Genomic DNA, 13,061 nt, shown 5'->3' with positions numbered 1-13,061 from the left:
GCTTAGTCCAGACCCAGAACGCCGCGCAGCAGGGAGAGATCTTCCGCCAGGGTAGTAATCGGGCCTTTCAGCGCGTTACGGTCAGCGTCGGTCAGTTTGTCATAGGTTTCGAACCCGTCTTTGGTGCGGTACTTCGCCAGGATGGTGTCAACTTTTTTGAAGTTGGCATCCACTTTCGCCAGCAGTTCGCCGTTCTCTTTTTGCAGCTGAGGACGCAGCAGATCGACAATTTTCTGCGCGCCGTCGACGTTGGCCTGGAAGTCCCACAGATCGGTGTGGCTGTAGCGATCTTCTTCACCGCTGATTTTGCTCGCGGCCACTTCTTCAATCAGACCGGCCGCGCCGCCCACCACTTTCGACGGCGGGAAGGCCAGCTCGCTGATGCGCTTTTGCAACTCCAGCACGTCGGTATTCAGCTGTTCAGCGTATTTGTCCATCCCTTTGGTGGAGTTGTCGCCAAACAGGGCTTTTTCCAGACGGTGGAAGCCGGTGAATTTCGGATCGGCGGCCTTCTGCTCGTAATCGTCCTCACGGGCATCGATGCTGCCATCGAGGTCAGAGAACAGCTCGGCAATCGGCTCGATTCGCTCGTAGTGTTGACGGGTTGGCGCGTACAGGGATTTCGCTTTTTCGATATCCCCGGCTTTCACCGCGTCGGTAAAGGCTTTGGTGCCCGCAACCAGGTCCGCCGTCTCTTTGGTGACGTAGGCTTTATAGGCGGTGATGGCCTCGCCCAGGCTCAGCAGGGCCGTGCCTTTGGCCGCGTCCGCCGTCGCTGCACCTTTGACGATCAGCTTGCCTTTAGGGTTGGTCAGCAGGCCGCAGGTCATGTCGTATTCACCCGGCTGCAGGTTGGCGGTCATCTTCTGGCTGAAGCCCGGCGCGATGTTCTCGCGCTCTTCCACCACCATCACGCCTTTGAGGATCTCCCACTCCAGCGCCTTCTGGCTGTGGTTCTGAATGATAAACTGGGTTTTACCGCTGTTAACCGTGATGATCATCGGCTCACACTGCTTATCGTTAACGGTGACTTTTACCTGCGGAATATCCGCAGCCTGCGCAGCGAATGCAGAAGCGAACAGCGCGGCAATGCCTGCGCACAATGCACTACGACGAAACTGAATTGCCATGACTCTTCCCTTAAAAAGTATGTTGTAACTAAAACAATAATTACGGCGCAACGCGCGACGCCTGCGAGCCGGTACGCGGCGGCATCGCGAACAGCACCAGCGCCGGAACCAGATAGATAAAGTACATCGCCACTTCGCTGACGCTCGGCGTTTCCTGGTAGCCGAAGATGCCTTCGAGCAGGGTGCCGGTCAGTGAATGGGTGGAGAGAACGTTGCTAAGATCGAACGCCACGTCCTGGAAGTGGTTCCACAGGCCCGCCTCGTGGAAGGCGCGGATCGCTCCTGCCGCCAGCCCCGCGGCCACCAGCAGAATGAACAGGCTGGTCCACTTAAAGAAGGCGCCCAGGTTGAGGCGAATGCCGCCCCAGTAGAGCAGAAAGCCCAGCACCACCGCCGTTGCCAGACCGAGCATAGCGCCCAGCGGCGGCCAGATGCCCACGTCCTGCTGGAATGCCGCCAGCAGGAAGAAAACCGATTCCAGACCCTCGCGCGCCACGGCGAAAAAGACCATCATGATCAGCGCCCAGCCGTGGTGATTCCCCTTCTGCAGGGCGTTATCCACCGCCTGCTCCAGCTGCACCTTCACGTTGCGGGAAACTTTGCGCATCCAGAAGACCATCCACGTCAGGATGAACACCGCAATCACGGCGACGATACCTTCAAACAGCTCCTGCTCTTTCTGCGGGAATTCGCCGGTGGTTTCATTGATGAGGATACCTAAGCCCAGGCAGAGCGCCGCGGCAAGGAAGACGCCAACCCACATCACGCCAATCCAGCGCCCACGCTGGGTGCGCTTCAGATAGCTGGCGATAAGGCTGACAATCAGGGCCGCTTCAAGGCCTTCACGTAACATAATGAGAAATGGAACAAACATGCCGACACCTTAAATGTTTATCGCGGTCAACTGATGCAAAGAAAGGTAAATTCTTGTGATAGTGATTATCATTACGGCGAAAGGAAACACAAGCGAAATGTGTGGTGATTTGATGACGAGTTGTAAACGCAAAGCCTGTTAATAGTTGCCGCCGTTACCGATAAGTTTATAAGTTATAATAAAAATGCCCATTTACGGTTAACCAGTGCTGTGGCTAAATATCCGCCTCAAAAACCAACCGAAAATATCCCATGTTTAAGATTATCCATTTCCTGCTGGCGCTGGTGATTATTCTTGCGCTTGCCTGGCTGGTGAGTTTCGACCGCCGAAAAATTCGCATTCGTTTTGTTTTACAGCTGATCGTTATTGAAATCGTGCTGGCATTCTTTTTCCTGCACGCAGAAAGCGGGCTGTTTATTATTAAATATGTCGCCGGTTTCTTCGAATCCCTGCTTAAATTTGCGGCCGAAGGGACGAATTTCGTCTTTGGCGGTATGGGTGAAAAAGGGCTGGCATTCATTTTCCTCGGCGTGCTGTGTCCGATTATTTTTATTTCCGCGCTGATTGGTATTCTTCAGCACTGGCGGATCCTGCCGATTTTTATTCGGGTAATCGGCACGCTGCTGTCAAAGCTGAACGGTATGGGCAAGCTGGAATCCTTTAACGCGGTAAGCTCGCTGATCCTCGGTCAGTCAGAAAACTTCATTGCCTACAAGGGTGTACTGGGCGATCTCTCCTCTCGTCGTCTCTTCACCATGGCGGCCACGGCAATGTCGACGGTCTCCCTGTCGATTGTCGGTGCCTATATGACCATGCTCGACGCCAAATTTGTCGTCGCGGCACTTATTCTGAATATGTTCAGCACATTTATTATTCTCTCTGTCATCAACCCGGCGCGCCCGGAAGCGGAGCCGGATATCAAGCTGGAAAAACTGCATGAATCCCAGAGCTTCTTTGAAATGCTGGGCGAGTATATTCTGGCCGGTTTTAAGGTGGCGATGATTATTCTGGCGATGCTGATTGGTTTTATCGCGCTTATTAGCGCCGTTAACGCCCTCTTCTCCAGCGTATTTGGCATGAGCTTCCAGCAGATCCTGGGCTATGTGTTTTATCCCCTGGCCTGGCTGGTGGGGATCCCGCTGAGCGATGCCTTAAATGCGGGCAGTATTATGGCAACCAAGCTGGTGGCGAATGAATTTGTGGCGATGATCGAGCTGCAAAAAATGGCCCATCAGATGTCACCGCGCGGGCTGGGCATTTTGTCCGTCTTCCTGGTGTCGTTTGCGAACTTCGCCTCCATCGGCATTGTGGCCGGGGCGATTAAGGGCCTGAACGAGCAGCAGGGGAACGTGGTATCGCGGTTTGGTCTGCGTCTGGTGTACGGTGCGACGCTGGTGAGCCTGCTGTCTGCGAGCTTTGCGGGGTTGGTGCTTTGATGTATTGCCGGGTGGCGCTTCGCTTACCCGGCCTACGGTACAACAGCGGCGGGTTATCCCGCCGTTTTCATTAAAACTGCACGCACACCGGCTGGTCGACGCGCATCACCGACTCCTGCGCGAAGCGAGACTTATAGATCCCGCGTAACGCTTCGATATTCTTCTCGCTCTGCGCGTCTTTACCGTGGATCAGCATCAACGCTTTGCTGGGCTCACGCGCCACTTTTCCGTCGTTCCCCAGCCACTGCCCGCGGGCATCAAATACCGTTAAGCCATCGCGAAAGCGTGGCGTCACGTCCTGGTCAACAAACTGCTGCCATTCGTTGCCTGTGATCTGCGCCCCGGCCGGACGATTCAGTCCGAAATAGAGCGTGGTTTGCTGCATCTGATTATCCGCTTTGCAGCTCTCGACCGCCGCGTGCTGCGATGGCGCGGTACAGCCAGCCAGCATCAATAATGCCGCCGCCATTAACCCTGTTTTCATTCTCATTGATGAAGACTCACATAGGTGAAAGGACTATCCCCTCTCCCCTTCGGGGAGAGGGTTAGGGTGAGGGGAAAATTATTCTGCCTGCAGCTTAGACGGTGGCGCAGAGTGGTAATGCGCGTCGGCTTCAGCAAAGCGTTTCTGCATAGAAGCAGACGGTGCTTTACCCAGCAGGCTGAACACCACGATACCGATGCTGCCGAAGATGAAGCCCGGAATGATTTCGTACAGGCCCAGCCACGCGAACTGTTTCCAGACGATAACGGTCACCGCACCGATGATCATCCCCGCCAGCGCGCCGTTACGGGTCATACGTGACCACATGACGGAGAACAGCACGACCGGACCAAATGCCGCACCAAAGCCCGCCCACGCGTAGCTCACAAGGCCCAGCACGCGGTTTTCCGGGTTGGCCGCCAGCGCAATCGCCACCAGCGCCACCAGCAGCACCATAAAGCGCCCTACCCAGACCAGCTCTTTCTGGCTCGCGCCCTTGCGCAGGAAGGCTTTGTAGAGGTCTTCGGTGATTGCGCTGGAGCAGACCAGCAGCTGGCAGCTCAGGGTGGACATCACCGCCGCGAGGATCGCGGAGAGCAGAATACCGGCAATCCACGGGTTAAACAGAATCTGCGCCAGTTCGATGAACACGCGCTCGGCGTTCTGGTTCACCGCGCCCGCCTGCGCCGGGTTGTTGTTGAAGTACGCGATACCGAAGAAGCCGACCGCACATGCCCCCGCCAGACACAGGATCATCCACGTCATGCTGATGCGACGCGCATGAACGATGGTGTGGTGAGAATCCGCCGCCATAAAGCGCGCCAGGATATGCGGCTGGCCGAAGTAGCCCAGGCCCCAGCCCATCAGCGACACGATGGCAACGAAGTTCAGCCCTTTCAGCATGTCGACGTTTTCAATGCTCTTCTGCTTGATCACTTCCAGCGAATCGGCAAAGCCGCCGACGGTGAAAATGACAATCACCGGGGTCAGGATCAGGGCGAAAATCATCAGGCTCGCCTGCACGGTGTCGGTCCAGCTTACCGCCAGGAAACCGCCCACGAAGGTATAGAGGATGGTTGCCGCCGCACCGGCCCACAGGGCAGTTTCATAGCTCATACCGAAGGTGCTTTCGAACAGACGCGCACCGGCCACAATGCCGGAGGCACAGTAGATGGTGAAGAACAGCAGGATAACCACCGCAGAGATAATGCGCAGGATGCGGCTGTTATCTTCAAAGCGTCCGGTGAAGTAGTCCGGCAGCGTCAGGGCGTTGTTATTGGCCTCGGTATGCACGCGCAGACGGCCTGCCACCAGCTTCCAGTTGATCCACGCGCCGACGGTCAGACCGATGGCGATCCAGCTTTCAGAAATACCGGAGATGAAAATCGCGCCCGGCAGGCCCATCAGCAGCCAGCCGCTCATGTCGGAAGCGCCCGCAGAGAGTGCGGTCACCATTGGGCCTAAACTGCGTCCGCCCAGAATGTAGTCATCAAAGTTCTTTGTTGAACGCCATGCCAAAAACCCTATCAGGATCATGCCAAATATATAAACGAGAAATGTCACCAGCATCGGTGTGCTAATAGCCATTCAAATTCTCCAAAATGTCGAGCGACAGCCATCCGGGCTGCCTTGTTATATGATCACCGGAACGAGGTGAATGTATCTTGTGTTTCTGTTGGGCGCGCTATCCTGCCGTATGCGCATCCCGCTGACAAACGATTTAACACTGCATTTACATCAATTTCATCCCTGGTTTGATACGAGTTTCATATAGGTTGCACTCGCTCACGCTTTTACGGGTTGCACCTTTAAAAAGTGTTAACTCCCGCATAAAAACAGGCCTCCCGCCCAAAAGCCAGCGCGTTTTTCCAGCTAACCATTCGTTAACAATCCATTCATTTTCCGGGTTGCAAACCAGGTCACATTTAACACGGTTGCACAAAGTTGCAACATGGGGGATATTTCACGCTAACGACCAAACACGATTAAAGAACAACAGGAGCTTTGGCATGGGTATGACCACCATGGGGGTTAAGCTGGATGACGCGACCCGCGAACGGATTAAGACCGCAGCAACCCGCATTGACCGCACGCCGCACTGGTTAATTAAGCAGGCGATTTTTAACTATCTCGAAAGACTCGAGAGCGATGAGGGCCTGCCAGAGCTGCCTGCCCTGCTGGCCGGTGCAGCAAACGAAAGCGAGGAAGCGCCCGCCGCTGGGGACGAGAACCATCAGCCGTTCCTTGAATTTGCCGAGCAGATCCTGCCGCAGTCCGTCAGCCGTGCCGCCATTACCGGCGCCTACCGCCGCGCCGAAACCGACGCGGTGCCGATGCTGCTGGAGCAGGCTCGCCTGCCGGAAGCTATTGCCGCACAGGCGCACAGCCTGGCGTATCAGTTAGCCGACAAGCTGCGTAACCAGAAAACCGCCACCGGCCGCGCCGGGATGGTTCAGGGTCTGCTGCAGGAGTTTTCCCTCTCGTCTCAGGAAGGCGTGGCGCTGATGTGCCTGGCGGAAGCGCTGCTGCGTATTCCCGATAAAGCCACCCGCGACGCGCTGATCCGCGACAAGATCAGCAACGGCAACTGGCATTCCCACATTGGCCGCAGCCCGTCGCTGTTCGTCAATGCGGCCACCTGGGGCCTGCTGTTTACCGGCAAACTGGTCTCGACCCATAACGAAGCCAACCTCTCCCGCTCCCTGAACCGCATCATCGGTAAGAGCGGCGAGCCGCTGATCCGCAAGGGCGTGGACATGGCGATGCGCCTGATGGGCGAGCAGTTCGTCACCGGGGAAACCATTGCCGAAGCGCTGGCGAACGCCCGCAAGCTGGAAGATAAAGGTTTCCGCTACTCCTACGACATGCTGGGTGAAGCGGCGCTGACCGCCGCCGACGCGCAGGCCTACATGGTCTCTTACCAGCAGGCGATCCACGCCATCGGTAAAGCGTCCAACGGTCGCGGTATTTATGAAGGTCCGGGCATCTCCATTAAGCTCTCCGCGCTGCACCCGCGCTACAGCCGCGCGCAGTACGACCGGGTGATGGAAGAGCTCTACCCGCGCCTGAAGTCCCTGACCCTGCTGGCGCGCCAGTATGACATCGGCATTAACATCGACGCCGAAGAGGCCGACCGTCTGGAGATCTCCCTCGATCTGCTGGAAAAACTGTGCTTCGAGCCGGAGCTGGCGGGCTGGAACGGGATCGGTTTTGTTATCCAGGCCTACCAGAAGCGCTGTCCGTTCGTCATTGATTACCTGATTGACCTGGCCAGCCGCAGCCGCCGTCGCCTGATGATCCGTCTGGTGAAAGGGGCCTACTGGGACAGCGAAATCAAGCGCGCCCAGATGGACGGGCTGGAAGGCTATCCGGTTTATACCCGTAAGGTTTACACCGACGTCTCTTACCTCGCCTGCGCGAAAAAACTGCTCGGCGTGCCGAACCTGATCTATCCGCAGTTCGCTACCCACAACGCGCATACGCTGGCGGCAATCTACAGCCTGGCCGGACAAAACTACTATCCGGGCCAGTACGAGTTCCAGTGCCTGCACGGCATGGGTGAACCGCTGTACGAGCAGGTCACCGGTAAAGTGGCGGACGGCAAGCTGAATCGCCCGTGCCGCATCTATGCTCCGGTGGGTACGCACGAAACTCTGCTGGCGTACCTGGTGCGTCGTCTGCTGGAAAACGGCGCGAACACCTCCTTCGTTAACCGCATTGCCGACACCACCCTGCCGCTGGACGAGCTGGTGGCCGATCCGGTGCAGGCCGTTGAGAAGATGGCGGCGCAGGAAGGCCAGATTGGCCTGCCGCATCCGAAGATTGCCCTGCCGCGCGAGCTGTATGGCGCAGGCCGCGTCAACTCTGCGGGTCTGGATCTCGCCAACGAACATCGTCTGGCGTCCCTCTCCTCTGCCCTGCTCAACAGCGCACTGCAGAAATGGCAGGCGAAACCGATCCTTGAGCAGTCCGTCGAGGACGGGGAAATGCAGCCGGTCATCAACCCGGCAGAGCCAAAAGATATCGTCGGCTACGTGCGTGAAGCCACCGAGGCGGAAGTGGATCAGGCGCTGGACAGCGCGGTCAACAACGCGCCAATCTGGTTCGCCACGCCGCCGCAGGAACGTGCCGCCATTCTGGAACGCGCCGCAGTGCTGATGGAAGATCAGATGCAGTCGCTCATCGGCATTCTGGTGCGCGAAGCGGGTAAAACCTTCAGCAACGCCATTGCCGAGGTCCGCGAGGCGGTCGATTTCCTGCACTACTACGCCGGTCAGGTGCGCGATGATTTCGATAACGAAACCCATCGTCCGCTGGGGCCGGTTGTGTGTATCAGCCCGTGGAACTTCCCGCTGGCGATCTTCACCGGCCAGATTGCCGCCGCGCTTGCCGCAGGCAACAGCGTGCTGGCAAAACCGGCAGAGCAGACCCCGCTGATTGCCGCACAGGGCATCAACATTCTTCTGGAAGCCGGCGTGCCTGCGGGCGTGGTTCAGCTGCTGCCGGGCCGCGGTGAAACCGTCGGCGCCAAACTGACCTCCGATAACCGAGTGCGCGGCGTCATGTTTACCGGTTCGACCGAAGTGGCCTCTCTGCTGCAGCGCAACATAGCAACCCGTCTGGATGCGCAAGGTCGTCCTACTCCACTCGTCGCGGAAACCGGCGGGATGAACGCCATGATCGTTGACTCCTCCGCGCTCACCGAGCAGGTGGTGGTCGACGTGCTGGCCTCCGCGTTCGACAGCGCCGGTCAGCGCTGTTCCGCCCTGCGCGTGCTGTGCCTGCAGGACGACGTCGCGGACCACACGCTGAAGATGCTGCGCGGCGCGATGGCCGAATGCCGCATGGGCAACCCGGGCCGTCTCACCACAGACATCGGGCCAGTGATCGACGCGGAAGCCAAAGCCAACATCGAAAACCACATTCAGACCATGCGCGCGAAAGGCCGTCCGGTGTTCCAGGCGGTGCGCGAGAACAGCGAAGATGCCCGCGAATGGCGGACCGGCACCTTTGTGCCGCCAACGCTGATTGAGCTGGCAAGCTTCGACGAGCTGAAAAAAGAGGTCTTCGGCCCGGTCCTGCACGTGGTGCGCTACAACCGTAACAACCTGAACGAGCTGGTTGAGCAGATCAACGCCTCCGGCTATGGCCTGACGCTCGGCGTGCATACCCGTATCGACGAAACCATTGCGCAAGTTACCGGCAATGCAAAAGTCGGCAACCTGTACGTCAACCGCAACATGGTTGGCGCAGTCGTGGGCGTGCAGCCGTTCGGCGGTGAAGGTCTCTCCGGCACCGGTCCGAAAGCGGGTGGCCCGCTCTACCTGTACCGTCTGCTGGCAAACCGTCCGGAGAACGCGCTGGGCGTAACGCTGGCGCGTCAGGACGCACACTATCCGGTGGATACGCAGGTGAAAACCGTGCTGACCCAGCCGCTGGAGGCGCTGATCGCCTGGGCGGAAAAACGTTCTGAACTGCGTGCCGTCGCCCAGCAGTACGGCGAACTGGCGCAGGCGGGCACCCAGCGTCTGCTGCCGGGTCCAACCGGCGAACGCAACACCTGGGCGCTGATGCCGCGCGAGCGCGTACTGTGCGTGGCCGATAACGAGCAGGACGCGCTGGTGCAGCTGGCTGCCGCGATGGCAACCGGGTGTGAAGTGCTGTGGCCGGAAGATGCGCTGCATCGCGACCTCGCCAAACAGCTGCCAAAAGCGGTCTCGGCCCGCATTCGCTTTGCGAAGGCCGATGCGCTGCTGACGCAGCCGTTTGATGCGGTGATTTACCACGGTGATTCCGACCAGCTGCGCGAACTGTGCGAGCAGGTTGCGGCCCGCAGCGGTGCCATCGTTTCCGTGCAGGGCTTTGCGCGCGGGGAAACCAACCTGCTGCTGGAGCGTCTGTACGTGGAGCGCTCGCTCAGCGTCAACACCGCGGCGGCAGGCGGTAACGCCAGCCTGATGACCATCGGTTAATCGTGTAAACTCTCCCCGGTGACGCTACGCTTACCGGGGCTACAAAATCACCCCAGGCCGGATAAGCGCAGCGCATCCGGCTTTTTTACACGGAGGGAATGATGAAAAGAGTATTTCTTGCAGGCGCAGCACTGCTGCTCAGCGCCAGCGCGCTGGCCGACGAGTGCGACAAAGCGACCACTCAGCTTGAACTGAATACCTGTAGCGCGCAGCAGTATCAGGCTGCCGATAAAAAGCTCAACCAGACGTATCAGGCCGCCATCAAGCGTGCGGAAGCCCCCCAGCGCGAGCTGCTGAAAAAGGCGCAGCAGGCGTGGATTGCCCTGCGCGACGCGGACTGTGCGTTTATCGGTTCGGGGACGGAAGGCGGCAGCGTTCAGCCGATGATCGTGAATCAGTGTCTGGCGGAGAAAACCGTGGAGCGTGAAGCGTTTCTGGCCTCGCTGATGCAGTGTGAAGAGGGCGACTTAAGCTGCCCTCTCCCGCCGGGAAACTAACGCACGCGGATCCCTTCGATAATCATCCGCTGCACGTTTTCCAGGGTGCTGTGGAAAAACGCTTCGTCCTGGAGCGTTTTTCCGGTCACCGCCTCGACCTGGGCCGCAAAGTCAGCGTAATGCTGGGTGGAGGCCCAAATCATAAAGATCAGGTGCTGCGGATCAACGGGGGCCAGCTTTCCGCTGGCGACCCATCCGGCGATAATCGCCGATTTTTCATCCACCAGCTGCTTTAAATCTCCCGTCAGCGCAGCCTGCAACAGCGGCGCGCCCTGCAGCATCTCAAGACAAAACAGCCTTGATGCCTGCGGGTAATCGCGCGAGACCTCCAGCTTCAGGCGAATGTACTCTTTGATCGCCACCAGCGGGGCCAGCTCTTCGCGGAACGCCTTCAGCGGCGCGAGCCAAATATCGAGGATCTGCTGCATCACCGCAATATAGAGCGCCTCTTTTGACGGATAGTAGTAGAGCAGATTAGTTTTGGACACACCGGCCTGCTCCGCCACCTGTTCGAGGCGCGTGCCGTGGATGCCAAACTGCGAAAAGGTCTCCAGCGCCGCGCTGAGGATCGCCTTTTTCTTGGCACTCACCGCCTGCGAACGTTTACCTGGTGTCTTCACTGCGCCTTGTGTCATTCCCGCTCTCCTTATTCTGCGTTGGACTCAGCATAGCAAAACCCCCGTCTCGCCACGACATCCTGCACTCCGATCGCGCATGAATGCCTGTTTTCTGTGCAATGTTTTTGACCAGTTAGTCCACATTTAGCCACATCAATCCGTCAACTAATGCTTAACACATTAATAACAATGCCATTTTCAAAACTGGCACTCCCTTTGCAAAAACACCGTTACACCTGCGACGTAATGAAGAGAGGTTCGTGATGAAAATTGGCGTATTTGTACCTATCGGCAACAACGGCTGGCTTATCTCGACCGCTGCACCGCAATACATGCCGACCTTTGAGCTGAACAAAGCCATCGTGCAGAAAGCGGAGCACTACCATTTCGACTTTGCGCTTTCGATGATCAAGCTGCGCGGCTTTGGCGGCAAAACCGAATTCTGGGATCACAACCTGGAGTCCTTTACCCTGATGGCCGGACTGGCGGCGGTCACCTCGCGGATCCAAATCTACGCCACCGCCGCCACCCTCACCCTGCCGCCGGCTATCGTGGCGCGCATGGCGTCCACCATCGACTCCATCTCCGGCGGGCGCTTTGGCGTCAACCTGGTCACCGGCTGGCAGAAACCCGAGTACGAGCAGATGGGGCTCTGGCCGGGTGACGATTACTTCTCGCGTCGCTACGACTACCTGACCGAATACGTGCAGGTCCTGCGCGATCTGTGGGGTACCGGCAAAAGCGATTTCAAGGGTGACTTCTTCACCATGAACGACTGCCGCGTCAGCCCGCAGCCCTCGGTGCCGATGAAGGTGATTTGCGCCGGACAAAGCGACGCGGGGATGGAGTTCTCCGCCAAATACGCCGACTTCAACTTCTGCTTCGGTAAAGGCGTGAACACGCCTGCCGCCTTCGCACCGACCGCCGCGCGCATGAAAGAAGCCGCCGACAAAACCGGGCGCGACGTGGGCTCCTACGTGCTGTTTATGGTGATTGCCGACGAAACCGACGACGCCGCGCGCGCGAAATGGGAGCGCTATAAGGACGGCGCCGACGAGGAGGCCCTGAGCTGGCTCACCGAGCAGAGCCAGAAGGATACCCGCTCCGGCGCGGACACCAACGTTCGTCAGATGGCCGACCCGACCTCTGCGGTCAATATCAACATGGGCACCCTGGTCGGCTCGTACGCCAGCGTCGCCAGAATGCTTGACGAAGTGGCGGCCGTACCCGGCGCGGAAGGCGTCCTGCTGACCTTCGATGATTTCCTCACCGGCGTGGAAACCTTCGGCGAGCGCATCCAGCCGCTGATGCAGTGCCGCGCCCACATCCCTGCCGTCACGAAGGAGGTGGCGTAATGTCAACCCTTAACGCACGCCCGGAAGCCATTACCTTCGCGCCACAGCAGAGCGCGCTGATCGTGGTGGACATGCAAAACGCCTACGCCAGCCAGGGCGGCTATCTTGATCTGGCGGGGTTCGATGTCTCCACTACCCAGCCGGTGATTGAAAACATCAAAACCGCCGTCGCCGCCGCGCGCGCTGCGGGCATGCTCATTATCTGGTTCCAGAACGGCTGGGATGACCAGTACGTCGAAGCTGGCGGCCCCGGCTCGCCCAACTTCCACAAGTCGAACGCCCTGAAAACCATGCGCAAGCGGCCCGAACTGCAGGGCAAGCTGCTGGCGAAGGGCGGCTGGGACTATCAGCTGGTGGACGAACTGGTCCCGCAGGCGGGCGATATCGTCCTGCCGAAACCGCGCTACAGCGGCTTTTTCAACACCCCGCTAGACAGCCTGCTGCGCAGCCGGAGCATTCGCCACCTGGTGTTTACCGGGATCGCGACCAACGTCTGCGTGGAGTCGACCCTGCGCGACGGCTTTTTCCTCGAGTATTTTGGCGTGGTGCTGGAAGACGCGACTCATCAGGCCGGGCCGGAATTCGCCCAGAAAGCGGCCCTGTTCAATATCGAAACCTTTTTTGGCTGGGTCAGTAACGTTGCGGATTTCTGCGACGCCCTGAATCCCCCGCTCGCCCGCATCGCCTGAGGAGACA

Annotated in this window: 10 protein-coding genes; 5 read left to right on the top strand and 5 right to left on the bottom strand. The window is 58.6% G+C overall.

Annotated features, from left to right (window positions below; all coding sequences use genetic code 11):
- Window positions 1–2: 2 nt before the first annotated feature.
- Together efeO and efeU are read right to left on the bottom strand one after the other, a co-directional pair.
- Window positions 3–1,130: an iron uptake system protein EfeO gene (gene efeO, locus N2K86_RS07880; RefSeq protein WP_260661066.1), complete on the bottom strand. Its 1,128-nt coding sequence runs from the start codon at window positions 1,128–1,130 to the stop codon at window positions 3–5.
- A 40-nt stretch (window positions 1,131–1,170) separates the two neighbouring features.
- Entirely contained in the window at window positions 1,171–2,004 is an 834-nt protein-coding gene (gene efeU, locus N2K86_RS07875) for an iron uptake transporter permease EfeU (protein WP_028012665.1), read from the bottom strand.
- Between the two features lie 251 nt (window positions 2,005–2,255).
- On the opposite strand from efeU, the gene N2K86_RS07870 reads away from it, so the two are divergent.
- On the top strand, window positions 2,256–3,440 hold the full coding sequence (locus tag N2K86_RS07870; protein ID WP_260661065.1) for a NupC/NupG family nucleoside CNT transporter: 1,185 nt from the start codon (window positions 2,256–2,258) through the stop codon (window positions 3,438–3,440).
- A 70-nt stretch (window positions 3,441–3,510) separates the two neighbouring features.
- Here N2K86_RS07870 and N2K86_RS07865 read toward each other — a convergent pair whose 3' ends face one another.
- Both N2K86_RS07865 and putP read right to left on the bottom strand, forming a co-directional pair.
- The gene (locus N2K86_RS07865) at window positions 3,511–3,930 is read right to left on the bottom strand and encodes a DUF3574 domain-containing protein (RefSeq protein WP_260661064.1); all 420 of its coding nucleotides are present in this window, start codon (window positions 3,928–3,930) and stop codon (window positions 3,511–3,513) included.
- Window positions 3,931–4,002: 72 nt separating this feature from the next.
- Complete coding sequence (gene putP / locus N2K86_RS07860; protein WP_260661063.1) at window positions 4,003–5,511, bottom strand: sodium/proline symporter PutP; 1,509 nt, start codon at window positions 5,509–5,511, stop codon at window positions 4,003–4,005.
- Between the two features lie 422 nt (window positions 5,512–5,933).
- On the opposite strand from putP, the gene putA reads away from it, so the two are divergent.
- Entirely contained in the window at window positions 5,934–9,896 is a 3,963-nt protein-coding gene (gene putA, locus N2K86_RS07855) for a trifunctional transcriptional regulator/proline dehydrogenase/L-glutamate gamma-semialdehyde dehydrogenase (protein ID WP_260661062.1), read from the top strand.
- A gap of 101 nt (window positions 9,897–9,997) precedes the next feature.
- The gene (locus tag N2K86_RS07850; protein ID WP_260661644.1) at window positions 9,998–10,393 is read left to right on the top strand and encodes a lysozyme inhibitor LprI family protein; all 396 of its coding nucleotides are present in this window, start codon (window positions 9,998–10,000) and stop codon (window positions 10,391–10,393) included.
- Here N2K86_RS07850 and rutR read toward each other — a convergent pair.
- The gene (rutR, locus tag N2K86_RS07845; protein ID WP_260661061.1) at window positions 10,390–11,028 is read right to left on the bottom strand and encodes an HTH-type transcriptional regulator RutR; all 639 of its coding nucleotides are present in this window, start codon (window positions 11,026–11,028) and stop codon (window positions 10,390–10,392) included. The two genes, N2K86_RS07850 and rutR, sit on opposite strands and share 4 nt — an antisense overlap.
- A gap of 245 nt (window positions 11,029–11,273) precedes the next feature.
- Between rutR and rutA the strand changes: the two genes are divergently transcribed.
- Both rutA and rutB read left to right on the top strand, forming a co-directional pair.
- Window positions 11,274–12,365 carry a pyrimidine utilization protein A gene (gene rutA / locus N2K86_RS07840; protein WP_032638703.1) on the top strand — a complete coding sequence of 364 codons (1,092 nt, stop codon included), beginning with the start codon at window positions 11,274–11,276 and terminating at the stop codon, window positions 12,363–12,365.
- The gene (gene rutB, locus N2K86_RS07835; protein ID WP_260661060.1) at window positions 12,365–13,054 is read left to right on the top strand and encodes a pyrimidine utilization protein B; all 690 of its coding nucleotides are present in this window, start codon (window positions 12,365–12,367) and stop codon (window positions 13,052–13,054) included. The genes rutA and rutB overlap by 1 nt, the downstream gene beginning before the upstream one ends.
- Window positions 13,055–13,061: the final 7 nt, after the last annotated feature.

This window comes from Enterobacter mori, from assembly GCF_025244905.1.
GTDB classification, from domain to species: Bacteria; Pseudomonadota; Gammaproteobacteria; order Enterobacterales; family Enterobacteriaceae; genus Enterobacter; species Enterobacter mori_A.
Note: the sequence above shows the minus strand (reverse complement) of the source record. Positions and strands in the feature narration are given on the sequence as shown.

Coding starts and splice junctions, on each gene's coding strand:
- efeO (WP_260661066.1), bottom strand. CDS start 1,130: ATGGCAATTCAGTTTCGTCGTAGTGCATTGTGCGCAGGCATTGCCGCG.
- efeU (WP_028012665.1), bottom strand. CDS start 2,004: ATGTTTGTTCCATTTCTCATTATGTTACGTGAAGGCCTTGAAGCGGCC.
- N2K86_RS07870 (WP_260661065.1), top strand. CDS start 2,256: ATGTTTAAGATTATCCATTTCCTGCTGGCGCTGGTGATTATTCTTGCG.
- N2K86_RS07865 (WP_260661064.1), bottom strand. CDS start 3,930: ATGAGAATGAAAACAGGGTTAATGGCGGCGGCATTATTGATGCTGGCT.
- putP (WP_260661063.1), bottom strand. CDS start 5,511: ATGGCTATTAGCACACCGATGCTGGTGACATTTCTCGTTTATATATTT.
- putA (WP_260661062.1), top strand. CDS start 5,934: ATGGGTATGACCACCATGGGGGTTAAGCTGGATGACGCGACCCGCGAA.
- N2K86_RS07850 (WP_260661644.1), top strand. CDS start 9,998: ATGAAAAGAGTATTTCTTGCAGGCGCAGCACTGCTGCTCAGCGCCAGC.
- rutR (WP_260661061.1), bottom strand. CDS start 11,028: ATGACACAAGGCGCAGTGAAGACACCAGGTAAACGTTCGCAGGCGGTG.
- rutA (WP_032638703.1), top strand. CDS start 11,274: ATGAAAATTGGCGTATTTGTACCTATCGGCAACAACGGCTGGCTTATC.
- rutB (WP_260661060.1), top strand. CDS start 12,365: ATGTCAACCCTTAACGCACGCCCGGAAGCCATTACCTTCGCGCCACAG.